The sequence below is a fragment of the Hyphomicrobiales bacterium genome (assembly GCA_016125495.1).
Classification (GTDB): Bacteria; Pseudomonadota; Alphaproteobacteria; order Rhizobiales; family RI-29; genus RI-29.
This window is the reverse complement of sequence record WGLQ01000028.1, coordinates 1-23,797: the sequence shown is the minus strand read 5'-3', so window position 1 is coordinate 23,797 and position 23,797 is coordinate 1. Positions and strand designations below refer to the sequence as shown.

Here is a 23,797-nt window from a genome sequence, read left to right as displayed (position 1 = left end):
GGAACCGAACGGCTGCGCATCACGCCCTCGCCCGTGCACACGGACGCGGACATCGAGAAGCTGGTCGAGGCGCTCAACAGCCTCTGGTCGCAGTGCGCGCTGGCCCGCCGCGCGGCCTGAGCGGCAGGCACGCCGGCCGGCGCGGGCCGGCACATATCCGCCCCAGAAATGTCAATCTAAATTGACGTTCGACAAAATTTACAACTAGACTGGCAAACCGCGCATGCGACGGGCGGCGACAGTCCCCTCCAGCGCCGACGGGCGTACCCAGTTCGGACACGATGTGATGACCAGTTCGATGACAGCAACGCAAGAACCGCAGCGGTTCGAAGATCGAACGGGAGCCTCCGGCCACCTTGCCGATATTTCGACCCCATCGGACCTGCGTCGCTTGCCGGTGACCTCGTTGCGGCGGGTCTGTGACGAATTGCGCAGGGACCTCATCGCCGTCGTCTCACGTACGGGAGGCCATCTCGGGTCCGGCCTCGGTGTCGTGGAACTGACGGTCGCTCTTCACTACGTCTTCGATACGCCCCGCGACAAGTTGCTCTGGGACGTCAGTCACCAGTGCTACCCTCATAAGCTCCTGACCGGTCGCCGGGGGGAAATGGAACGGCTGAGGCTCCTCGGCGGCCCTTCCGGCTTCACCTGTCGCGCAGAAAGCCAATATGATCCCTTCGGTGCCGCGCACAGCTCGACGGCGATTTCCGCGGGACTGGGCTTTGCGACCGCGCGCGACCTCGCGGGCGGCTCGGGCGAGGTTGTCAGCGTCGTCGGGGACGGAGCCATGACGGGGGGTATGGCGTTCGAGGCATTGAACAATCTCGGCGCCGAGGGTCGTCGCCTCATCGTCGTCCTCAATGACAACGACATGTCGATTGCCGAGCCATCGGGGGCATTGGCATCGCACCTTCGCCGCTTGCGGGCACGAATGCCGGATCGTGTGACACGCCATGCGGCTCTCTCGTCCGTCGGGCTTTCGTCATTTTCCGCCGAGCCGACCCTCTTCGACGCTCTCGGTGTCCCCTATTTCGGTCCCTATGATGGTCACGACATCGACGAGATGATCGCCGTCCTCAAGGCTGCCCGCGCCCACGGCCCCGGTCCCTTGTTGATCCATGTCTTGACGGAAAAGGGCCACGGCTACGCACCCGCCGCAAACGCCGCGGACCGAGGCCACGGCGTATCGCGCTTCGATGTCGCAACCGGTGTACAGAATAAACCGGTGAGCGTTGCCCCAGCCTACACCTCGGTTTTCGCCTCCGCCCTCGTTGCCGAAGCCGAGCGCCACCACTCGATCGTCGCCGTCACCGCGGCCATGCCGTCCGGAACTGGCCTCGACCGGTTCGCGAAGGCCTTCCCGGATCGCACCTTCGACGTGGGCATCGCCGAGCAGCACGGTGTGACGTTCTGCGCTGGATTGGCCGCGGCCGGCATGAAGCCGTTCGCGGCGATTTACTCCACGTTTCTGCAGCGGGGCTACGACCAGGTCGTCCACGACGTCGCCATCCAGCGGCTTCCGGTCCGCTTCGCGATCGATCGGGCCGGACTGGTCGGCCCCGATGGGGTCACGCACCACGGTTCCTACGATGTGACCTACCTGGGCTGTCTGCCCGGTTTCGTGCTGATGGCCGCTGGCGACGAGGCCGACCTCATGCACATGGTCGCGACCGCCGCGGTGATCGACGACCGCCCCTCGGCGGTGAGATACCCGCGGGGTGAGGGCCTCGGCGTCCCCTTGCCCGCACGCGGTGAACCGCTCGAGATCGGCCGGGGACGGGTCTCGAGGGAGGGCTGCGACCTGGCGATCCTGAGCTACGGGGCCCTGCTGGGCGAGGCGCTCCAGGCTGCCGAAGCCTTGGCCAAAGTCGGTATCAGCGTGACCGTAGCCGATGCGCGCTTTGCAAAGCCACTCGATGATGAACTCGTGCGCCGGCTGCTCGCCACCCATCGCTGCCTGCTCATGCTCGAGGAGGGCGCGGTCGGCGGCTTCTTCAGCCAGGTGTGCTTGGGTCTCGAGCGTCTCGGTCTCGAAGGGGCGTCCGGCAGGGTGAAGTCGATGCATCTGCCGGACGCTTTCATTCACCACGACAGCCGTGACGGTCAGCTCGCGAGCGCTCGCCTCGGCGCCAGCGCCATCGTCGCCAGAGTGCTCTTGGCGCTCGATCGGCCGGCGCATCGCTCGGAACTCGCCGAGCTGGTTGCGGCTGCGGAATGAGTCGCCGGCCGCCGATGGGCATCCAATCATGGAAAACGAAAGGAAGTGGAAAATGCGCATTGGAATTGGCATGGGCGCGACTTTGCTCTTCGTCTCGCTCTCGGCGAGCCAGGCTCTGGCCGAGGGGGATGCGGCACGCGGCCAAGTGGTCTTCAAGAAGTGCATGGCCTGTCACATGATCGGTCCCGATGCCAAGAACCGGGTCGGTCCTTCACTGACCGGCGTGGTCGGGCGCACGGCCGGCACCGCGGAAGGGTACAAGTACTCCCCGACCAATGCCACGGCCGGTACGAGCGGCCTCGTCTGGACTCCGGAAAACATCGCCGCCTACCTGCCCGATCCACAGAAATTCCTCTCCGACTTCCTCGTCGAGAAGGGGGTGGCTGCCGGCGGTCGAACGAAGATGGCATTCAAACTGACAAAAGCCGATGAGATCGAGGACGTCATCGCCTTCCTGCTCACTCACTCGCCGGAATGGAAACCAGAGGCTGAGGGCGAAGCGAGCTCGAGCGGGGCGAGCGGCACCGGCGGAGCCGCGCCAGCCGCGCAAGGCTCGACGCAATAGCCTGTACGACATGGGAGAGCGAAATGGCGGCCCCTGCGCGCACGATCGTCGTCGAAGTTGCTGAACGTGAAAGAGGCGACGCCGCAGCCCGGTCTGCGCGCCCCGCTGATCCGCCTGCCCTGCAGGCTGCCACGAGCCAATTCGCCCTGGAGCGCAGGCAGCGGGCCTACCCGTTTTCCGCCATCGTCGGCCAGGACGACATGAAGCTTGCGCTGCTGCTGGCGAGCATCGACCCGAGACTTGGCGGCGTGCTCGTCTTCGGCGATCGGGGCACGGGCAAGTCCACGGCGGTTCGTGCGCTTGCCGAACTTCTACCACCGATCGAGACCGTCGCCGGTTGCCCGTTCGGCTGCGATCCGGCGGTGCCGGAGGACTTTTGTACGAACTGCGCAAAAGCATTCGAGCAGGCCGAGCCACCGCGCCTGAGGAGGCTGGTCCCCGTTGTCGACCTCCCCCTCGGAGCAAGCGAGGATCGGATTTCCGGTGGCATCGACCTCGAACGGGCCCTCTCGAGGGGAGAGCGCGTGTTCGAACCCGGTCTCCTCGCCAAGGCGAACCGCGGGTTCCTCTACATCGACGAGATAAACCTGCTCGAGGATCATCTGGTCGACCTCCTGCTCGACGTCGCGGCCTCGGGTGAAAATATCGTCGAGCGCGAAGGGATCAGTGTCCGCCACCCGGCCCGGTTCGTGCTGGTCGGCAGCGGCAATCCCGAGGAAGGTGAGCTGCGCCCCCAGCTACTCGATCGGTTCGGCCTCGCTGTCGACATCACCACGCCCGCCGACATCGACCAGCGGATCGAGATCGTGATGCGGCGCGACGCGTTCGAACGCGACCCGGTGGGGTTCGCGTCCGCCTGGGCGGGTGAGGACGATGCCCTGCGCGAAAGGCTGATTTCGGCACGACGGCAACTTGGCGGTGTTGGCATTCCGCACGAGTTGATGAAGCGCCTTGCCGCTCTCTGCATCGCGCTCGGAACGGACGGCCTGCGGGGCGAATTGACCCTGATGCGGGCTGCGCGCGCCCTGGCCGCATTCGAGGGGCGCCATGAGGTCGAACGCTCCGACATCGCCCGACTGGCGCGTTCGGCACTCGGCCACCGGCTTCGCCGCGCCCCACTCGACGAGGCTGGATCCATCGTGCGGATCGAGCGCGCCATCCGCGAGGTTCTCGAGGCATGACCCGCCCCACCAGGGAGGCCGAGCGAGCCTGGAACGCGGCTGCGACAGCGGCAGCTCTCCTGGCGGTCGACCCCAAGGGGCTCAAGGGAATTCGGATTTTCGCTGGCCATGGCCCGGTGCGCGAACATTGGCTCGATCTCGTTCGCACGCTTCTGCCTGGGCCGGTCCTGCGTGTCGGCGCCCAGGCCCCTGACGAAGCCTGGTTCGGTGGCCTCGACCTCGCAGAAACTCTGACGACCGGCAGGCGTCACCAAACACGCGGCATCGTCGAGCGTGCCGACGGCGGCCTGATCGTCCTCACCGGGGCCGAGGCGATGCCGGCTGGCATCGCAGCGCAGCTCGCCCGGGTCGCCGAGTACGGATTCGTGATCGGTGCGGCGGATCATGCGGATGGCGCGCCAGTCGAGGTGGAGGTCGGTTATATCCTCTTCGACGAGGGCAACCCCGCCGACGGTCGCCCACCGACCGCACTGGAGGAGTGCTCGGCATTTGCCGTCGATCTCGATCATGTCTCCTTCGGGGACTTGACGCAAAGTCTCTGGACCCGCTCTGCGATCGCGCAGGCCCGCCGACTGCTGCCCGCTGTGACAGCCGGCCGCGCCGACGTCGCGGCCCTGGCACGCACGGGAAACAGACTCGGCGTTGGTGGCGTGAGGGCGATCATTTTGGCGCTCAACGCGGCGCGGGCAGCGGCAGCCCTCGACGGTCGCACTTCGATCAAGGAGGACGACCTGGCCATCGCTGCCGGCCTGGTGCTCGCGCCGCGTGCAACGCGGCTTCCGGACATGGACGATGACGACGACGCGCAACGGTCGTCGAGCGATGCCGAGGAGCCCGTGCCTTCGCCCCGAGAACTGGATGCCGCAGCTTTGCCCGACGACGGCGGACAGGAGGACCTCGACGAATTGCGCGCGCCCACGTCTCCCGAAATGGAAGAAATCGTGCTCGAGGCGGCCGTGGCCGCGATCCCACGCCAACTTCTTTCGCAACTCGCACTGACCGGAACAGCGGTGCGATCATCGACAGGAGGTCGGTCGGGTGCCGCGCGCCGTTCGAACCGTCGTGGCCGTCCGCTTGCAGCGCGACGTGGCCGGCCAAGCGGCCATGCCCCGCTCGATGTCATGGCCACACTGTTTGCCGCTGCACCTTGGTCGAATTTTCGTCGCAGTGCGCTCGGGCTGCGTCGGTTCGATCCGGCAAGCGCCAACAAGGACGCACCTTCGCTCGATCGGCTCATCGTTTTGCCGAGCGACTTCCGGATCAAGCGTTTCACCGAACGTGCGCAATCACTCGCAGTCTTCGTCGTCGATGCATCGGGCTCCATGGCTCTGCAACGGCTCGCCGAGGCCAAGGGTGCGGTCGAACTCATGCTCGCTGACGCCTACAGCCGGCGTGACCAGGTAGCACTCGTCGTGTGTAGCGGCCGGGGCGCGCAACTCGTCGTCCCGCCTACCCGTTCCCTCACGCGCGTTCGGCGTCTCCTCGGCGGGCTCGCAGGTGGTGGGCCGACACCACTCGCCGGCGCACTCGATGTTGCTCGCGGTCTCTGCGTGACAGCCGTCCGTCATCAGCAGACCCCGATCATCGTCCTCCTGACCGACGGGCGCGCGAACGTTTCGCGGGATGGGCGGATCGATCGAACAGCGGCTTTCGAGGATGCCCTCTCGGCTGCGCGCGAGCTTGCCAATCGCTCCGCCGCCGCGATCGTCATCGACAGCGCGTCGCGTGCCGGGCCCAATGCCCGTGAACTCGCCGCTGCATTGGATGCGACCTATCTCGCACTGCCCCACGCCGAGGCGACGCGGGTCTGCGAAGCTGTGCGCGCCACCCATCGGGACGTCGAGCGCGCGCAATGACGAGACAGCATATTGCGATCGCGGCAACCGGATCGCAAGGGAGACGGAAAACCGTGTCGGGTTGCGACCTCGAATGGGAGCGAGATGGCGCCGGCTGGCCGAACCACGCCGCGAGCCGGATTGTCGACGTCGCGGGCCAGCGCCTCCACGTCCAGGTGGCGGGCAGCGGCCCCGTGCTGCTGTTGCTGCATGGCACCGCGGGTTCGACTCACACCTGGCGCGACATGCTCTCCCCGCTCGCACACCATTTCACCGTCGTCGCCCCCGACCTGCCCGGTCACGCGTTTTCTTCCTATCCCGGTCCGGTGGGCGTGACGCTGGCGGGCATGGCAGCCGCGGTTGTGCGGCTCGTGCATGCGCTCGGCGTCGAACCCGACCTCATCGTCGGCCATTCGGCGGGAGCGGCGATAGCGATGCGAATGTGCCTCGACCAGGGATTGGCGCCAACCGCCATCGTCAGCCTGAACGGAGCACTGCTGCCGTTCCAGGGCATCGCGGGGCATCTCTATCCACCGCTGGCCCGGGCGTTGTTCACCAATCCGTTGGCCATTCGCCTCGTCAACGCGCAAGCCCGTTCTTTGCATCGCATCGAGCGCCTCGTGCACCGTATGGGCTCGCGGATCGATCACGGCGGCCTTCAAACATACGCGCGACTTTTTCGTAGCCCTCGGCACGTTCGCGCCGCGATCGGAATGATGGCGGCATGGGACCTTCGCAGCCTCGAGCGCGATCTGCCGCGCCTCGAGATCCGTACCTTCCTCGTTGCAGCAACCGGTGACCTCGCCGTACCCTCGGACGTCGCCTTCGATGTCGCAGATCGCCTCCCCTATGGGGAGGTCATCTTGCTGCGCGGCCTCGGCCATCTCGCCCACGAGGAGGACCCGGCTGGCGCCGTCCGCCTCATCGAGGAGATGTGGTCGAGATGCGGTGAGCAACCGCCACGATCTGATCCATGAGGGCGCGATGGAGCCGGGCTATCTCGGGCTGATCGAATTGCTTGTGGTCGCCGGCCTGGTCCTGGGCTTCAGCGCCCGCGAAGTCGTCAAGATGCGCCGTGATCTCGAACGCAACCGTGGGCCGGAGGCCGAGGACGGCAAAACTCCGGAGACGGAGAAGAATGGCGACCGCTCTTGAGCTTCGCCATCCGCACGAACGAACGACCGGGCACTACCACAGCGCGCGTGGCATTCGAAATGGCAGCATCAGCTTGACGATGGTGGTCGCGAACCGACCGAGCGCCAGGCTCTCGTGCATCGCCACGACGCGTTCGCCGGCAAGGTGCGTGGCAATGAGCGAGCGTGCATAGAAGGGCGTATCCTCGAGCGTCGCGGCGATCTCCACCTGCTGCCCAGGGCTCGCCCTGCTGGTTCGCAATATCCTCCAGAAGGTCCCCCGCAGCGACTGCCGTCCCCCGACCTCGAGCGGTTCCAGACGGCCCTGTGAATCGACCCGTATCGCGTAGGCCTGCGATTGCCCATCTTTCTCGGTGACGTCGTAGAGCAGGGCGGCCCCCTGGCGCAGGTGCGCGCGCGACCAATCCCAGCGGCGAAAACTCTCCTCGAGTGGCACCTCGCCGCTGTTCATGTCGAGGTAGCCTCGACCGGACCAGTTGATTTCGGGTCCATCGAGTGCAACCTCGACGCGGGCACGCGGTGCGATGGGCCACCATGCATGCCGGGCCTCGCGATCGAGGTCGATCGACTGTGAGATGATCGCCTCCGGAAGGACCCGAATTCGGCCACGAATTCGTCGTGGCCAAGGGGCGCAAACCTCGTCGACCTCGATCTCTAGCGCGTCGTCCGACCAGCTGAGCGCGCTCGGCCCGACCGAAAAGTGGTCGCGCTCGCGCATCACGGCTCGCCTGCCCCGTTCGGTCATCGCCCAACGACCAACTCCCCGGCCGTAGAGCGCGACATTGAGTGCACAATGGTTGAGGGGATCACGCCGCCCGGACCAGGCATAGTAGGGGGAAAAAACGCTGCCGACGAAGGCGATGACGGCGAGCCCGTATCGTCCGTCGTCGCTCTGTGCATCGACATACCACCAGGCATATCCGCCGGGCACTACCGCCCGGTCGAAGCCCAGTCCGAGGTGAGGCTCGATGCCGCCAGGCGACCGGAGAGCAATGCCATCGGCAGGCCGGGCCCCGGGTGCACGCTGCCCCCTGCCAGGTACAGCCCGGAAATCCTCGACCGGCTGCCCGGCCGGCGGAATGCTCCCATCGACCCGTGCGTTGCCTGGCCATAGAGGGCGCCCCCGGTGCCGGGGAACATCCGCGCAAAATCCGTTGGCGTCGTCACCACCGCGGGATGCTCCGACTCCTTGATCGACAGTCCGCAGCTCTCCAGCCTGGATCGTGCGCTTTTCCAGCATTGCTCGATTTCCTCGTTTCCATAGTCCAGGCGGTCACCGTCCGGCGGCGCGTTGACGAGGCAGAACAGTCTCTCGCGCGCAGGGAGTCCATTATCCGGATCGTCGCCCCGATCCTGAGCGCAGACGTAAACCGTCGGCTCGCGCGCTACCCGACCGCCAGCCCTCAGTTCAGCGAACTCGGCAGCGTAGTCGCGGCTGAAAAAGACGTTGTGGCGGACCAGGGGAAATCCCTCGACCTGGCCCGATAGGGACCAGGTGAGTGCTGAAAGTGAGCGCATCCCGCGCTCGACGGGCGGCACGGCCCGTCGAGCCTCCGGTCCGAGCAGGCCGCAAGCGAGCGCCCCGACATCGACGTTGGCGATCACCGCATCCGCCTCGATCACCTCGCCATCACTGATTTCGACCCCTTTCACGCGACCGTCAGAGACCCGAATCTGCGTGACTTCGCGGTTGCACTGGACGTCGACACCCAGGGAGCGGGCCAGCGAGACGAGCGCCTCGACGATTCGCTTCATGCCCCCCACAACCGTCCAGACACCTTCCCCTTCGACATGCGCAATGAGCATCAACGTCGCCGGCGCCTGGAACGGAGAGGAGCCGCAATACGTCGCATAGCGCGCGAACAGTTGGCGCAACCGCACATCGGAGAAATTTCGCGCTAGCGCGGACCATAGTGTGGCATAGGGGCGGATGCGCATCAGGGAGGGCAGGCCCTTGACTCCGAACCGCCGCACGAGGCCGAACACCGAGGGGCGTTCGCTCGCAATGAAGCGCGACTCGAGCGCCTCGTAAATTCCACGAGCCTCGAGCGCGAATGCCCGATATTCGCGGGCCGCCAGAGCGCCCGCGAACTGTCCGATGGCCTCCTCGGTCCTCGCCTTGTCAAAAAAGAGGTCGAGCCGCTCGGTCTCGCTCCAGGCATGCCGGGCAAGGGTCTCGAGGGGACGAAGCGCCAGGAAGTCGTCAATCGAGGCACCGGCGTCCTCGAAGAGCGCATCGAGATGAGCGCGAAGCGTGAGCACCGTCGGTCCGGAGTCGATTGCCATGCCGGAATGAAGGACTTCCCGCAGTTTTCCTCCGGCCTCCCTGTGCCGTTCGAACAACGCAACGCGATGACCGCGACGGGCGAGATCGATTGCCGCCGACAGGCCCGCCATTCCGGCACCCACGACGACGACGATCCTGCAGCGGTCGAGCACTGTCCCGATCCCCATGAACCAGCGAGGTTGACCGTCACCAACGCTGTGGACGAAAGCATTGACAGTCTATAGTGTCAAGATAACGGAACACTCGAGGTGACGAACATGTTGGACGCAGGACGTGTCGAACGCCGATTGGCCGCGGCCGTGGAGCGCTCTCGCGGTCCCGGTGCGCCAGCCCGTCTCGGCGAGGCTGTCGCGTATGCCGTTTTCCCGGGCGGAGCGCGGGTGCGCCCGAAGCTCACGCTATGCGCGGCCAAGGCCTGTGGCGACCGCGACCTGCGCATAGCGGTCATTTGCGCTGCTGCTGTCGAGTTGCTGCATTGCGCTTCCCTGGTGCACGACGACCTGCCGATTTTCGACGACGCTGCGATGCGGCGGGGAAAGCCATCGGTGCACGCTGCTTTCGGCGAACCTCTGGCACTACTCGCCGGGGACGCCCTGATCGTCGCTGCCTTCGAGGAATTGTCCCGCGTTGCGGAGGTCGACCCGTCGCGGCTCGCGCGGCTTCTGACGATCTTTTGTGCCGGTGCCGGCATGCCTGGAGGCATTGTCGCGGGACAAGGCTGGGAGTGCGAGGCGAGCGTCGATATCGCCACGTACCACAGGCAAAAGACGGGCGGGCTCTTCGCCGTCGCCTGCGAGGCCGGCGCCCTGGCGGCCGGGGCCGATCCTGCCCCCTGGCGAAGGCTCGGGGTCCGCATCGGGGAGGCATATCAGATCGCCGACGATCACATGGACGAGTTCGGCGATCCGGCGCTCATGGGCAAGCCGAGGGGCCAGGACAGCGCATGCAGTCGCCCGAATGCGGTGCATCGATTCGGACGCGATGCGTGCCAGCATCGCATGCTCGATCTCGTCTTCGACGGGTTGTCTGGCATTCCTGACCACGACGCGCGCAGTCGTATGGAACAGTATGTCGCGCGCGCCCTGGCCGTTGAAGGTTCCGAACGAATGAGCCACGCCGTAGCCTGAGACGGTGGTGCATTGACCCCGGCGGTGCGTGGTCACGCGCCCGAACGGGTCCCGCGGGGACACAGTTGAATGGACGGTCCAGCAAACGAGGATCGAGTGGCGCTCACGGGGGAGCGATCGAGGAGCGGATCACTGGGCACCTGGCGCGAACGCTTCCTTGCATTTCGCAACCGTCGCCTCGCCGATCCGCGTTTCCAGAGCTGGGCTTCGAGATTTCCACTCACCCGCGGCGTCGCCAACCGTCGCGCCCGCCAGCTTTTCGATCTGTGCGCCGGGTTCGTCTATGCGCAGGTGCTCCAGGCCTGCGTCCAGCTCGAGGTTCTCGAGTCGCTCGCCGACGCGCCGCGCGAGCGTCGCGATCTCGCCGAACGGATGGATTTGTCGGACGAGGCGGCTGAGCGCCTGCTGTCGGCCGCCGCATCCCTCGGCCTCGTTGCGCGACTGGCCGGTGACCGCTACACCCTGGGCGAACTCGGGGCGGCCCTTCTCGGCTCGGTCGGCGTCAGGGAGATGATTGCCCACCATCCTATGCTCTATGAAGACCTGCGCGACCCCGTCTCGCTGCTTCGGGATGGACCGCGCCCGACGAATCTTCGACGATTTTGGGGCTATAGCGGGAATGACGAGCCCGCCATGCTGGACGCCCATTCGGTCGCGCCCTACGGGCGGCTGATGGCGGCGTCGCTCCCGCTGGTTGCCGAAGAAATTCTCTCTTCCTATACATTCCGCACGCACACGCGATTGCTCGACATCGGTGGCGGCGAGGGAGCCTTCGTCGCGCTGCTGGCCGAGCGACTTCCGCAACTGCAATTGGAGTTGTTCGATCTCCCTGCGGTCGCAACCCGTGCCGGGGAGGCGCTGTCGCACGCCGGTCTCTTGGATAGGGTCGTGGTCCACCGTGGGGATTTCCGATCCGGACCGCTTCCCGAAGGGGCGGACGTGGCGACCCTCATTCGTGTTCTGCTCGATCACGATGACGAGACGGCACTCGCGATCCTGCGTACGGTCCACCATGCCCTCGCGCCGGGTGGCACGATCGTCATCGCGGAGCAGATGTCGCCGGACCGAGGCGCCAGCCCGACCGAGGACGCCTACTTCGGCTTCTATCTCCTGGCCATGGGGCGCGGCCGACCACGCACTGTCGCCAGGATAACGGAGCTGGCGAACGCGGCAGGCTTTTCGAGCGTCCGCGAGGTGGCTACGCGCCGCCCCATCCTCGCGCGAGTGGTGCTTGGCGCGAAACGCTGAGGCCGGGCAAAATACGTCCACACGAAAGACAATCAGAATTGACATTTAAAATTGTCAAACTAACCTGACACTCGATGTCCCGATGTCGAGGACCACGGGGTCGCCATGACCACTACCGCCATCGTTGTCGAAGAACCTCACCGCCTCGTGCTTCGCGGCGTCGGGATCATCGAACCCGGTCCGACCGACGTCGAGGTCGAGGTGGAGCACACCAGCATAAGCGCCGGTACGGAGCGCCTGCTCTGGTCGGGTCAGATGCCGGCGTTTCCCGGAATGGGCTATCCTCTTGTTCCGGGCTACGAAACCGTGGGCCGTATCGTGCGCCCCGATCATCTGGGGCTGCTCGGTGTCGGCGCCCGTGTCTTCGTTCCGGGCTCGAGCTGCTTTCGCGATGTGCGGGGCCTTTTCGGCGGTGCCGCCAGCCGCTTGGTGGTGCCGTCGCACCGTGTTCTGCCGCTTGCCATCGATGATCCGGAACAGGGCGTGCTGCTGGCCCTTGCGGCGACAGCCCTTCGCGCGGTGAAAGGCGCTGCTCTTCCCGAGTTGATCGTGGGGCATGGTGTTCTCGGCCGCCTGATCGCCCGCATGGTCCTGGCGCTCGGCGGAGTCGCCCCGACGGTCTGGGAGAACAACGCGGAACGATGCGCGGGAGCGATCGGCTACCGCGTCTGCGCGCCGGACGAAGACGAGCGCCGCGACTATCGCAACGTGTGTGACGTCTCCGGCGATCCGGCCATCGTCGACGAGCTCATCGCACGACTGGCCCCCGCTGGTGAGATCACGCTCGCGGGTTTCTATCCCGGTGACATCCGCATGTCATTCGCCCCCGCCTTCATGAAGGAGGCGCGGCTGCGGATTTCGGCGGAATGGAAACCAGACGACCTGGCGGCGGTTGCAAGGCTGACCGCCGATGGTCGCCTCTCCCTGGACGGGCTCATTACGCACCGCTTGCCCGCCAGCCAAGCTCCGCAGGCCTATTGCACGGCCTTCGAAGACCCTTCGTGCCTCAAGATGGTACTCGATTGGAGGACGCTGCATTGACATCTCTCGACGAGCGCGTGGATTATGTTCCTCGGGACGAAGATGGCGACGCCACCGGCCTCGAGGCCGCCGCGGCGCGCCGCCAGACGCAGATCATCGCAATCTATGGCAAGGGCGGCATCGGCAAGAGCTTCACGCTCGCCAATCTCAGCTACATGATGGCTCAGATCGGCAAGAAGACGCTTCTCATCGGCTGCGATCCCAAGTCCGACACCACGTCGCTTCTGTTCGGCGGGCGCTCCTGCCCGACGATCATTGCGACCTCGACGCAGAAAAAGCTGGCAGGCGAGGATGTCGCCATCGGCGACGTCTGCTTCAAGAGAGACGGCGTCTTCGCCATGGAGTTGGGGGGACCGGAAGTCGGTCGCGGTTGCGGTGGTCGCGGCATCATCCATGGGTTCGAGCTTCTCGAAAAGCTCGGTTTCCACGAGTGGGATTTCGACTACGTGCTACTCGATTTCCTGGGTGACGTGGTCTGCGGCGGGTTCGGCCTGCCGATCGCACGGGACATGTGCCAGAAGGTGATCGTCGTCGCGTCCAACGATCTTCAGTCCCTCTACGTCGCCAACAACGTCTGCTCCGCGGTGGAATATTTCCGCAAACTGGGTGGGAACGTCGGTGTCGCGGGCATGGTCATCAACAAGGACGATGGCACCGGTGAGGCAGCGGCCTTTGCGCAAGCCGTGGGAATTCCCGTCCTTGCTGCCATTCCGGCCAACGACGACATCCGTCAGAAATCGGCCAACTACCAGATCATCGGCCGGCCCGGTGACCAATGGGGGCCGCTGTTCCAGGACCTTGCTCGCGAGGTCGCCGAAGCGCCGCCGCGCCAACCCAAGCCGCTCACCCAGGACCAATTGCTCGGGCTCTTTTCAGCGGAGGATGTCGGTACGGGGCAGCACTTGGTACCGGCCACGATCGAGGACATGTGCTCGGCTTCCAGCAATCAGAAGAAGTCGCTCGAAGTGGTCTACGACAATGTCTGACGAAAGCAAGTCATTGCCGGTTACGCAGGCGTCCTCTTGCTCCCCGGGCGATGTCCGCGGGGAGGTGAGACCTCGGGCAACCGGCGGTTGCCATGCAAGCGGCGAGCGGCAAGCCGGTGAGACCATCGCGAGCGGCAACGAGGAACTGCTGCGGCGCTACGAGAATGACTATCCCAAGGGGCCGCACGACAAGCCGCAGAGCATGTGCCCGGCTTTCGGCTCCCTGCGGGTCGGATTGCGCATGAGGCGCACAGCGACGATCCTCTCCGGCTCGGCCTGCTGTGTCTACGGATTGACATTCACGTCGCACTTCTACGGCGCGCGCCGGAGCGTGGGTTACGTTCCCTTCAATTCCGAATCCCTCGTCACCGGAAAGCTGTTCGAGGATATCCGCGACGCGGTTCACGAACTCGCCGACCCGACCCAGTACGATGCCATCGTCGTCACCAATCTCTGCGTTCCGACCGCCTCGGGTGTGCCCCTGAAGTTGTTGCCGAAGGCGATCAACGGCGTGCGGATCATCGGCATCGACGTGCCGGGTTTCGGAGTCCCGACCCATGCCGAAGCCAAGGACGTCCTGGCGGGTGCGATGTTGGCCTATGCTCGCCGCGAAGCCGAGGATGGCCCCGTCGCGGCTCCGCGTGGCGGACCCAGCGACGTCCCGACGATCACACTGCTCGGCGAAATTTTTCCCGCCGACCCCGTCGGTCTCGGCCGCATCATCGAGCCGATGGGACTTGCCGTCGGCCCGTCGGTCCCAACCCGCGAGTGGCGCGAACTCTATTCCGCCCTCGACTGTGCCGCGGTCGCGGCGGTGCATCCATTCTATACCGCCTCGATCCGCGAGTTCCAGTCTGCCGGACGACCGATCGTCGGCTCGGCGCCGATCGGCGTGGAGGGAACCGCGGCATGGCTGGAGAATATCGCGGCGGTCTGCAACATAACATCGAGGCGTCTCGACGAGGCCAAGGCACGCGCCCTGCCGTTGATCCGCGCGGCGCTCGACAAATCCCGGATAAATGCCCGTATCACCCTGTCGGGCTACGAGGGCTCCGAGTTCCTCGTCGGCCGCCTGCTCGTTGAATGCGGCGCCGACGTCCGCTATGTCGCAACAGCGTGCCCTCGTACACCCTACTCGGCCGCCGACCGCGAATGGCTCGAGGCGCGCGGCGTCGAGGTTCGCTGTCGCGCCTCGCTCGAGGACGATCTGGCCGCGATGGAGGCATTTTCGCCCGATCTGGTCATCGGAACGACACCGGTCGTTCAGAAGGCCAAGGAAAAGGCGCTACCCGCCCTCTATTTCACCAATCTGATTTCGGCCCGCCCCCTGCTCGGAATTGCCGGGGCAGCGTCCCTATCGCCGGTGATCGCCGGCGCACTCGGCTCGGTTGGTCGTTCAGAACGGATGAATAATTTCTTCTCCGGCGTCGGAACCGGCCATGCGAGCGGCATATGGGAGGACGTGCCCCGCGACAGGCCAGAGTTCAAGGCGCGCTTCGCGCGCGGCCTTGCCAAGGCCCGCAAGGATGCGGAGGCCGTCGGGACATGATGGTTCTCGATCACGACAGGGCGGGTGGATATTGGGGCGCGGTGTACGTGTTCACCGCCGTCAAGGGGCTGCAGGTCGTCATCGATGGTCCAGTCGGTTGCGAGAACCTGCCTGTCACTTCGGTGCTCCACTATACCGACGCGCTGCCACCGCACGAACTGCCGATCGTCGTGACGGGGCTTGCAGAGGAGGAGTTGGGTCGCGAGGGTACCGAAGGCGCGATGAAGCGGGCCTGGGGTGTGCTCGACCCCGAATTACCATCCGTCGTCGTCACTGGTTCGATCGCGGAAATGATCGGTGGGGGTGTCACTCCGGAAGGCACCAGTATCAAGCGCTTCCTGCCACGGACGATCGACGAGGATCAGTGGGAAAGCGCCGATCGCGCTCTCAAGTGGCTGTGGACGGAATTCGGGCCCAAGCGCGCACCGAAGCGTAAGGAGCGGGTCGCGGGTGAAAAGCCGAAGGTCAACATCATCGGACCCGCCTACGGCACCTTCAACATGCCTTCCGATCTCGCGGAGATCCGACGTCTCGTCGAGGGCATCGGCGCGGAGGTGAACCTCGTTTTCCCTCTCGGCACACACCTTGCCGACATCCAGCGGCTCGCATTGGCCGACGTGAACATATGCATGTACCGCGAATTCGGCCGCCTCCTCTGCGAGGCCCTCGACCGGCCCTATCTGCAGGCTCCGATCGGCGTCTCCTCGACGACGTCGTTCCTCGAGTCTCTGGCGGGCCTCCTGGACCTCGACGCTGCCCCATTCATCGAACGTGAGAAGCATACGACACTGAAGCCGGTGTGGGATCTCTGGCGCTCCGTGACGCAGGACTTCTACGCCACGGCAACCTTCGCCATCGTGGCCAACGAAACCTACACTCGCGGCGTGCGGGCCTACCTCGAGGGAGATTTGGGATTGCCGTGCCGGTTCGCGGTGTCGCGCTGTCCGGGCCGCAGGACCGACAACGCGAGCCTTCGCGATACCTTGTGCGCAGAGCCGCCATTGATCCTCTTTGGCAGTGTCAATGAGCGCATGTATGCCGCCGACGCCGGGCTGCGCGTTGCCTATATCGCCGCCTCCTTTCCCGGGGCCATCATACGCCGACACATCGGCACGCCCTTCATGGGATATTCGGGGGCGAGCTACCTCCTGCAAGAGGTTTGCAACGGCCTCTTCGACGCGCTCTTTAATATTCTCCCGCTCGCCTCCACACTCGATGCGGTGGATGCAACTCCTGCGCGGAACAAGGGGGAGCTCGTCTGGTCCGACACGGCCCTCGAACTCCTCGACCGGCTCGTGGAGAGCCATCCGCTGGTCGCGCGCATTTCCGCTGCCAAGCGACTGCGCGACGGGGCGGAGCGGCTCGCGCGCGGAGCGGGAGTGCAAATCGTCGGGGACGAGCACGTTGAAGCGCTGACGGTAGTTGGTGGAGCGCTTGCGCGCGGACCAGCACCGAACCCGAAGCGGGCAGTTAAACGGAAAGGGGAGGTACTCGTATGATGAGAAAATTCGCACCGGCAACAGACCGAAGGCGCGCACGAGCCCACGAAATGCGTGAGTACCGCATCTACTTCGCCCTCATCTATCCCATTTGTCTCGCCGAGGCCCTGTGTGCCCGGGTTTGCAGTCTGCTGAGGCATGTCCCAGCCGGCCACGCGAGCGCCGGTACCCTCCTCCACGATGCGCGTGTGCGCGCGCACGCGATCGTGCCCTTCATGATGGCGAGATGACCGAGGAAACGCCGGTGGAGCGGTGTCGCGACTCGCTCCGCACTGCTGGTGTTTCGACGAAACGAGCCCGGCCGCGGGGGGCGCGGCGCCATCCTTCTTGAATTCAGGAGTCTCAGAATGCCCGAAGGATCGAAAAGTATGTACAGCACCGGGCTGTCAGAGAACGAGGCCAAGGAGTTCCACGGCCTGTTCATGAGCAGCTTTTTCATCTTCACGGCGGTCGCGGTCGTAGCACACATCCTCGCCTGGATGTGGCGTCCCTGGCTGCCAGGGCCGGGCGGCTACAGCGCCCTCAACGACGGAGTCAACGTGGCTCAGGCCACCTTGACCTCCCTCATCGGTTAGGAGGAGCACCATGTGGCGCATTTGGTTGATGTTCGATCCGAGACGGACGCTCGTGGCCTTGTTCACGTTCCTGTTCGTCCTGGCTCTTCTCATCCACTTCATCCTGCTGAGCACGGACCGCTTCAACTGGCTGGAGGGACCTCGCAAGACGAGTGACGCGGGCAGCTTCGTGGTGCCGGCGCCGGCGGACTTCACGGTTCGCTCGGCCTAAACGCACGCTGCGACGGGCGGATCGGCCGGCCCTGCCGTCCACCGCCCGTTGCGCAAGCTTCCATGTTCAGTATCGAAGGACCATCATCGGGGACGAACGGCCATGGCCATGCTGAGTTTCGAGCGCAAGTACCGCGTGAGGGGAGGAACGCTGATTGGCGGCGACCTGTTCGACTTCTGGGTTGGGCCATTCTACGTCGGCTTCTTCGGAGTGACGACGATCTTCTTTGCCACGCTGGGGATCGGACTGATCCTGTACAGCGCCGCGATCGGACCGACCTGGAACATCTGGAAGATAAATATTTCTCCACCGCCCATCGAATATGGACTGTCGTTCGCCCCACTCAAGGAAGGGGGCTTCTGGCAGCTCATCACGATCTGCGCGATCGGAGCATTCAGCTCATGGGCCCTGCGGCAGGTCGAGATCGCCCGCAAGCTGGGCATGGGATATCACATCCCGATCGCATTCAGCTTTGCCATCTTCGCCTACGTGTCGCTCGTGGTGATCCGTCCGGTGATGCTGGGTGCCTGGGCGCACGCCTTCCCTTACGGAATTTTCACACACCTCGATTGGGTGTCCACGATCGGCTACCAGTACGGGAACTTCCATTACAATCCAGCTCACATGATCGCCATCACGTTCTTCTTCACAACAACGCTCGCACTGGCCTTGCACGGCGGATTGATCCTGTCGGCCACCAACCCCGGCGCTGGCGAGGAGGTGAAAACACCGGAGCACGAGGACACATTCTTTCGTGACACCATCGGATACTCGATCGGTACCCTCGGCATACACCGGCTAGGCCTGTTCCTCGCCCTCAATGCCGGCTTCTGGAGCGCCGTCTGCATCATCATCAGCGGTCCCCTCTGGAGGGATCCGTGGGTCAACTGGTGGGACTACTGGCGCGACATCCCGATCTGGCGCTGAGGAGTGAATGATATGGCGACCTATCAGAACATTTTCACGCGCGTCCAGGTTCGCGGACCTGCGGAAACGGGAATTGCCCTGCCGCACGGCGATTGGGAGCGAGACGGAACACCGGTCAATGTCCACTTCCTGGGGCGCATCGGGAACGCTCAGATCGGGCCCATCTATCTCGGGTGGCTCGGAGTCGCATCACTGATCTGCGGCTTCATTGCCATCGAGATCATCGGCCTCAACATGTGGGCATCGGTGAATTGGAACCCGATGAAGTTCGTCGGTCAGTTGCCTTGGCTGACCCTCGACCCTCCGGCTCCGGAATACGGCCTTCGTTTTCCTCCCTTGGACCAGGGTGGCTGGTGGCTCATGGCTGGCTTCTTCCTGACGGCTGCCATCCTCCTGTGGTGGCTGCGCATGTACCGGCGGGCGGTGCAGCTGGGCCTCGGGACACATGTCTGCTGGGCATTCGCCTCGGCGATCTGGCTCTACCTGGTCCTCGGATTCATCCGCCCGTTGCTGATGGGGCAGTGGAGCGAGGCGGTCCCCTTCGGCATCTTCAGCCACCTGGATTGGACGAACAATTTCTCCCTCACGTACGGAAATCTGTTTTACAATCCATTCCATGCTCTTTCGATCGCCTTCCTCTATGGTTCCGCGCTTCTCTTTGCGATGCACGGGGCGACGATCCTCGCCGTGAGCCGCTTCGGGGGCGATCGTGAAATCGAACAGATCACGGACCGGGGGACGGCCTCGGAACGCGCAGCTCTCTTCTGGCGCTGGACCATGGGCTTCAACGCGACCATGGAATCCATACATCGCTGGGCGTGGTGGTTCGCGGTCCTTTGTCCACTGACCGGTGGGATTGGCATCCTGCTGACCGGTACGGTCGTCGACAACTGGTACGAATGGGCGATCAAGCACGATTTTGCGCCCGCACCCCTGGATTTCCCAAGCTCGACAGATTGAGGCACATCGCAGCAGGCAAGCGGATTGGATCGGGTGAAACGCGCAGCACTTCAATTGCGTCTGGTTCTGCAAGTCTGATGCGTCATGCTCACGACATGGGGCGGTTCGATCGAGCCGCCCCATGGGCTTTTTGGGGAATGAAACGACGGCCAGAGCGCCATCGACCGGAAAGTGTGGCGAGGACGACGAGGCATCCGCCGCAGCGCGATAGGAGAGGATGTCGAATGGAGCGCACGAATACCCCGGTTTTTCTCCCATTTTGATCCAGATCAAACCCCGCCAGCGCCCCGCGAGTACACTCGTTCGAACCTGAGGAGTATCGAACATGCGTGTTGTTCTCGTGCATCCGAATTATCACTCCGGCGGAGCCGAAATAGCGGGCAATTGGCCACCCGCGTGGGTCGCCTACCTGGCGGGCGCGCTGCGTGGGCGGGGCTTCACCGACGTCCATTTCATCGACGCGATGACGAATGACCTGTCCGACGAACAGGTTGCGCGGCGACTTGAAGAGCTTTCGCCCGACATTGTCGGATGTACGGCCATCACGCCATCGATCTACAAGGCCGAGCGGGTGCTCGAGATCGCCAAGCAGGTCTGCCCTGGTGCAATACGTGTACTCGGGGGCATCCATGCGACCTTCATGTACAAGCAGGTTCTTTCCGAAGCGCCCTGGATCGATGTCGTCGTTCGCGGCGAGGGCGAGGAAATTTTCACCCAGCTGGTCACCACCGTCGCCGAGGGACGCTGGCCGGAGGCAAGGGCGGATATCAAGGGGCTTGCCTACACCGTCGATGACGGCCAGATCGTCGCGACACCCGCGGCCCCGACGGTCAAGGATTTCGACAAGATCGAGCCCGACTGGTCGTTGCTCGAGTGGCAGAAATACATTTATGTTCCGCTCGGCGTTCGCGTCGCAATCCCCAACATGGCCCGCGGTTGCCCGTTCACGTGCAGCTTCTGCTCACAGTGGAAGTTCTGGCGCGACTACCGCATCCGCGATCCCAGGAAGGTGGTCGATGAGATCGAGACGCTCGTTGAGACTTACGATGTCGGATTCTTCATCCTCGCCGACGAGGAGCCGACCATCAACCGAAAGAAGTTCATAGCGTTTTGCGAGGAGTTGATCGCACGCGGACTGCCCGACAGGGTCAAGTGGGGGATCAACACGCGGGTCACCGACATCATCCGCGACGAGAAATATCTTGCGCTCTACCGGCGGGCGGGGCTCGTGCATGTTTCGCTCGGAACCGAGGCGGCCGCCCAGCTCAAACTTGACCGCTTCAACAAGGAAACCAAAGTCGAGCAGAACAAGCGCGCCATTCAGCTCCTGCGCGAGGCCGACATCTTCACGGAGGCTCAGTTCATCGTCGGGCTCGAGAACGAAACGCCCGAAACACTCGAAGAGACCTACAGGATGGCGAAGGACTGGGATCCTGATCTGGCGAACTGGGCAATGTATACGCCATGGCCGTTTACGCCGCTCTTTCAGGAACTCGGCGACAAAGTGGAGGTGTTCGACTTTTCCAAGTACAATTTCGTCACCCCTATCATGCGCCCGGATGTCATGGACCGTGCGACGCTTCTGGATCGTGTGATGGCGAATTACCGGCGGTTCTATATTCGCAAGGCCCTCTTCCATTATCCTTGGCGCGGCACCGGTTTTCGAAGACGCTACCTGCTCGGTTGCCTCAAGGCCTTTCTCAAAGCTGGGTTCCAAAGAAAGTTCTACGATCTCGGCAAGCACAACTATTGGGGACCGCAATCCAAGAAGAGCGTCGACTTCCATTTCGACGAGACGCGCAGGATCGCCGTCGCGCAGATGGATGATTGGCAGGCGGCGGCCGACCGAGCCTCCCAGGCCAGGGCGCGTCGGGAGTGCGAGGCAGTCGATCTGAGGGGGCACGATGCTGAACGCGAGATTCCGCGCGCCGTTGGGGTGACGCAGTTGATCGGCGCCCGCCATCGCCAGACGAATGAACTGACCGAGTAGTCGGCCCGTGCGGGCGAAGGTCGCTCAGATGCGGGCGGATGGCATCGACGTGGTCGGGCCGAACGCGATCATCCAGACCGCCGTGGCGCTCCGGCGCTTGGCGGGGCCTGGCGACGTCGAGACCGTTTTCGCCAGGGCGGGCCTCGAACGCTATCTCGTCGACAGCCCTGCTGAAATGGTCCCTGAGGTCGAGGCGGCCCGGCTTCTGCGCGCGGTCCTGGACCACCTCGTAGCGGGCAGCGCAGAAGCGGTCCTCGCGGAGGCTGGACGGCTGACAGCACGCTACGTGATCGACCATCGCATTCCTCGTTCGGCAGCAAGGCTCCTCGAGTTCCTGCCAAGTCAACTGTCCGCTCGCCTCCTGCTGACGATCATTGCGCGGCACGCATGGACGTTCGCGGGCTCGGGGGCGGTGAGCGTCACGCGGGGGCGGTCACTGTCGCTGGAGATCGTTGGAAACCCTCTCGCCACGCCTGGCTGTCCTTGGCATGTCGGTGTGTTCGAGACGCTGTTCTGCACGCTCGCGACACCGAGAGCGGTGATCGAGCATCGCGTCTGCATCGCAAGAGGTGGCAACGTCTGCCGGTTCGAATTTCGTCTCCAAGGTTGACCGTCACACGACATGGAAAGCCGTTCGCGCGGCAGCATCTTGGCTTCCTTGTTTCGCTCTTGAGGCTGACTGCGGAATCATTGGAACTCCCCGCGTCACCGCCACCAGCCTTCGACCGCTCTTGCTAAATAAATTTGCGCGAATTGCTCCTCGTTTCCCCTCCCCGCGCCCCCGGATCAGCTGCGCGTCATTACATGCTGCGCAGCATCCGGGGATCGTGGGTGTGGCGCGTGGTGGCCATTCCGGGGCCTGTCGCTGTGGTGCGCGGGCCGGTGGGCAGAACTACCGCGACAACGACCGAGCCACCCGGAAGCCGATAACCTCGAACCGGAAGTCCGGCTTAAGATTGAAGCGCCTGGCGGCACGCAGATCCCACGGAGCGTTATTCCAGGAACCACCGCGGATCACGCGAGTGCCTGTATCACCATCTAGCATCCTTGCGGCACCGTCGGTCGGGGCATCGGAATAATTCTCGTGCCATGAATCCGCGACCCACTCACGGACGTTGCCGTGCATGTCGTGGAGTCCAAACGCATTGAACGGGAAGCTGCCGACCTCGACAGTCCATTTACGATAGCGGCCCATGCGGCCGGATTGGTAGAAAAAAGTCCCATCGTAGTTCGCCTGATCGGTCGAAATCGTCCGGCCGAACGAAAACGGCGTCGCCGTGCCGGCGCGGGCTGCATACTCCCATTCGGCCTCACTCAGCAGGCGATAGGCGGCCACACCCGAGAGTCCCAACGTCTTGTTCAGCCAGGGAAGGTAGTCAATGGTCACATGGTCCCACGAGACGTTGATCACCGGTCGCTGGCCACGGCCCCAGCCCTCATCATCCGGCTTGTGCCGGCAAGCCTTGGCCGCGACGCACGCGTCCCACTCCGCGAACGTCACCTCGAACTTGCCGACCGCGAACGGCTTGGCGATCGTCACCCGGCGCTGTGGACCTTCGTTGTCCTCGCGCCCTTCTTCGCTCTCCGGAGAGCCCATCAGGAAACTGCCCGCCGGCACCACGACCATTCGGGGTCCGCAGAGCCCGCCGCGACAATCCTGGAACTCCCGCCGCGCCTCGTCGGTCGGGTCGAGGCAGACCCGCCCTTTGCCAACCACCTCGGTCATCACACCGGCGCAGCCCGCCGGTGGGCTCGGCGCGGGGGCGGGCGTCTCGGGGAAGCTGCCGACGGCAACCTTCTCCTCCCCGCATTTCAACTCCCGCTGGCGGGCGCGGGCGAAATCGACGAACACACTGCCGCCGGCCTCGAAGCGCGCAATGAAGCTGTCCAGGACGCCGCAGGTAGCATTGCTCTGAATCGCGCCCCACGCCACGGCCTCCTCGCTCTGCGGTGGGGGAGCCGGAGCGGCCGGCCCACTCTGGCGCGGCGCCTCGTCGACGGGGGCGAGATCGCGCAGGCGCGCCGAGGCCGCGACCAGCCGGGCCATCCGCTTGCCCGCGTTGAGGCCTTTGAGGGCCACGGCGGAATAATGCAGGCCCACCACCCGCCGGCTCGCCACATCGAAGATCGGCGCGCCGGACGAGCCGCCCATGGTGTCGCAATGATGGAGGAGATCGTCGCCATCCTCGGCCGGGTCGGACGCGCGGCAACCGCCGAGCGTGATGTGTTTCTCGAACCCGCCCGGATGATGGACCACGAAGAGGCTCTGGCGGCGGCCGATGGCAGCGGGCGCGAGCGCGATGGTCCCCCACTCGCGGCCGGGCGTGCCCCGCACTTTCAGGATCGCATAATCGAGCGACTTATCGGATTCGAGCGGCGGCAGGACGACCGGATACTGCGCCACACCCTCGCGCGAGCGCGGTTTGAGATAGCCCATCCAGAGC

At 64.6% G+C, this 23,797-nt stretch carries 22 protein-coding genes; 20 read left to right on the top strand and 2 right to left on the bottom strand.

The annotated features are described in order from the left end of the window. Window positions 1–298 precede the first annotated feature (298 nt). From dxs to GC150_16745, 7 genes are all read left to right on the top strand, one after another. Window positions 299–2,218, top strand: coding sequence for a 1-deoxy-D-xylulose-5-phosphate synthase (dxs, locus tag GC150_16775; protein ID MBI1386563.1), 1,920 nt, complete (start codon window positions 299–301; stop codon window positions 2,216–2,218). A gap of 52 nt (window positions 2,219–2,270) precedes the next feature. Beyond that, complete coding sequence (locus tag GC150_16770; protein MBI1386562.1) at window positions 2,271–2,783, top strand: c-type cytochrome; 513 nt, start codon at window positions 2,271–2,273, stop codon at window positions 2,781–2,783. 23 nt (window positions 2,784–2,806) lie between these two features. Next, entirely contained in the window at window positions 2,807–3,964 is a 1,158-nt protein-coding gene (gene bchI / locus GC150_16765) for a magnesium chelatase ATPase subunit I (protein ID MBI1386561.1), read from the top strand. Next, window positions 3,961–5,820 carry a magnesium chelatase subunit D gene (locus tag GC150_16760; GenBank protein MBI1386560.1) on the top strand — a complete coding sequence of 620 codons (1,860 nt, stop codon included), beginning with the start codon at window positions 3,961–3,963 and terminating at the stop codon, window positions 5,818–5,820. The genes bchI and GC150_16760 overlap by 4 nt, the downstream gene beginning before the upstream one ends. After that, window positions 5,817–6,776: an alpha/beta fold hydrolase gene (locus GC150_16755; GenBank protein MBI1386559.1), complete on the top strand. Its 960-nt coding sequence runs from the start codon at window positions 5,817–5,819 to the stop codon at window positions 6,774–6,776. The genes GC150_16760 and GC150_16755 overlap by 4 nt, the downstream gene beginning before the upstream one ends. Beyond that, window positions 6,748–6,954: a hypothetical protein gene (locus tag GC150_16750; protein ID MBI1386558.1), complete on the top strand. Its 207-nt coding sequence runs from the start codon at window positions 6,748–6,750 to the stop codon at window positions 6,952–6,954. Before GC150_16755 ends, GC150_16750 begins: the two co-directional genes overlap by 29 nt. A gap of 164 nt (window positions 6,955–7,118) precedes the next feature. Further along, window positions 7,119–7,310: a hypothetical protein gene (locus GC150_16745; GenBank protein MBI1386557.1), complete on the top strand. Its 192-nt coding sequence runs from the start codon at window positions 7,119–7,121 to the stop codon at window positions 7,308–7,310. Window positions 7,311–7,883: 573 nt separating this feature from the next. On the opposite strand, the gene crtI is transcribed toward GC150_16745, so the two are convergent. After that, window positions 7,884–9,407 carry a phytoene desaturase gene (gene crtI, locus GC150_16740; protein MBI1386556.1) on the bottom strand — a complete coding sequence of 508 codons (1,524 nt, stop codon included), beginning with the start codon at window positions 9,405–9,407 and terminating at the stop codon, window positions 7,884–7,886. Window positions 9,408–9,497: 90 nt separating this feature from the next. Between crtI and GC150_16735 the strand changes: the two genes are divergently transcribed. The 13 genes from GC150_16735 (at window position 9,498) to bchJ (ending at window position 21,963) form a co-directional block, all read left to right on the top strand. Beyond that, a complete protein-coding gene (locus GC150_16735; GenBank protein MBI1386555.1) occupies window positions 9,498–10,367 on the top strand; it encodes a geranylgeranyl pyrophosphate synthase in 870 nt (289 codons plus the stop codon). A gap of 69 nt (window positions 10,368–10,436) precedes the next feature. Then, a complete protein-coding gene (locus GC150_16730) occupies window positions 10,437–11,615 on the top strand; it encodes a methyltransferase domain-containing protein (GenBank protein ID MBI1386554.1) in 1,179 nt (392 codons plus the stop codon). Between the two features lie 105 nt (window positions 11,616–11,720). Next, window positions 11,721–12,656 carry a chlorophyll synthesis pathway protein BchC gene (gene bchC / locus GC150_16725; protein ID MBI1386553.1) on the top strand — a complete coding sequence of 312 codons (936 nt, stop codon included), beginning with the start codon at window positions 11,721–11,723 and terminating at the stop codon, window positions 12,654–12,656. Next, window positions 12,638–13,642 (top strand): chlorophyllide a reductase iron protein subunit X, encoded by a 1,005-nt coding sequence (locus GC150_16720; GenBank protein ID MBI1386552.1) that lies wholly within the window; start codon window positions 12,638–12,640, stop codon window positions 13,640–13,642. Before bchC ends, GC150_16720 begins: the two co-directional genes overlap by 19 nt. Beyond that, complete coding sequence (gene bchY, locus GC150_16715) at window positions 13,635–15,191, top strand: chlorophyllide a reductase subunit Y (protein MBI1386551.1); 1,557 nt, start codon at window positions 13,635–13,637, stop codon at window positions 15,189–15,191. The genes GC150_16720 and bchY overlap by 8 nt, the downstream gene beginning before the upstream one ends. Continuing rightward, window positions 15,188–16,690 carry a chlorophyllide a reductase subunit Z gene (bchZ, locus tag GC150_16710; GenBank protein ID MBI1386550.1) on the top strand — a complete coding sequence of 501 codons (1,503 nt, stop codon included), beginning with the start codon at window positions 15,188–15,190 and terminating at the stop codon, window positions 16,688–16,690. The genes bchY and bchZ overlap by 4 nt, the downstream gene beginning before the upstream one ends. 50 nt (window positions 16,691–16,740) lie before the next feature. Further along, window positions 16,741–16,920, top strand: a complete 180-nt coding sequence (locus GC150_16705; GenBank protein MBI1386549.1) for a hypothetical protein — start codon at window positions 16,741–16,743, stop codon at window positions 16,918–16,920. 117 nt (window positions 16,921–17,037) lie between these two features. Beyond that, complete coding sequence (locus tag GC150_16700) at window positions 17,038–17,265, top strand: light-harvesting protein (GenBank protein ID MBI1386548.1); 228 nt, start codon at window positions 17,038–17,040, stop codon at window positions 17,263–17,265. Window positions 17,266–17,275: 10 nt separating this feature from the next. Then, the gene (locus GC150_16695) at window positions 17,276–17,476 is read left to right on the top strand and encodes a light-harvesting protein (protein ID MBI1386547.1); all 201 of its coding nucleotides are present in this window, start codon (window positions 17,276–17,278) and stop codon (window positions 17,474–17,476) included. Window positions 17,477–17,578: 102 nt separating this feature from the next. Beyond that, window positions 17,579–18,403 carry a photosynthetic reaction center subunit L gene (locus tag GC150_16690; GenBank protein MBI1386546.1) on the top strand — a complete coding sequence of 275 codons (825 nt, stop codon included), beginning with the start codon at window positions 17,579–17,581 and terminating at the stop codon, window positions 18,401–18,403. Window positions 18,404–18,415: 12 nt separating this feature from the next. Then, window positions 18,416–19,363, top strand: coding sequence for a photosynthetic reaction center subunit M (locus GC150_16685; protein MBI1386545.1), 948 nt, complete (start codon window positions 18,416–18,418; stop codon window positions 19,361–19,363). Between the two features lie 325 nt (window positions 19,364–19,688). Next, complete coding sequence (bchE, locus tag GC150_16680; protein ID MBI1386544.1) at window positions 19,689–21,353, top strand: magnesium-protoporphyrin IX monomethyl ester anaerobic oxidative cyclase; 1,665 nt, start codon at window positions 19,689–19,691, stop codon at window positions 21,351–21,353. Window positions 21,354–21,360: 7 nt separating this feature from the next. After that, window positions 21,361–21,963, top strand: a complete 603-nt coding sequence (gene bchJ, locus GC150_16675) for a bacteriochlorophyll 4-vinyl reductase (GenBank protein MBI1386543.1) — start codon at window positions 21,361–21,363, stop codon at window positions 21,961–21,963. A gap of 282 nt (window positions 21,964–22,245) precedes the next feature. Here the strand turns inward: bchJ and GC150_16670 are convergent. After that, on the bottom strand, window positions 22,246–23,797 hold a 1,552-nt coding region (locus GC150_16670), incomplete at its 5' end, for an SUMF1/EgtB/PvdO family nonheme iron enzyme (GenBank protein MBI1386542.1).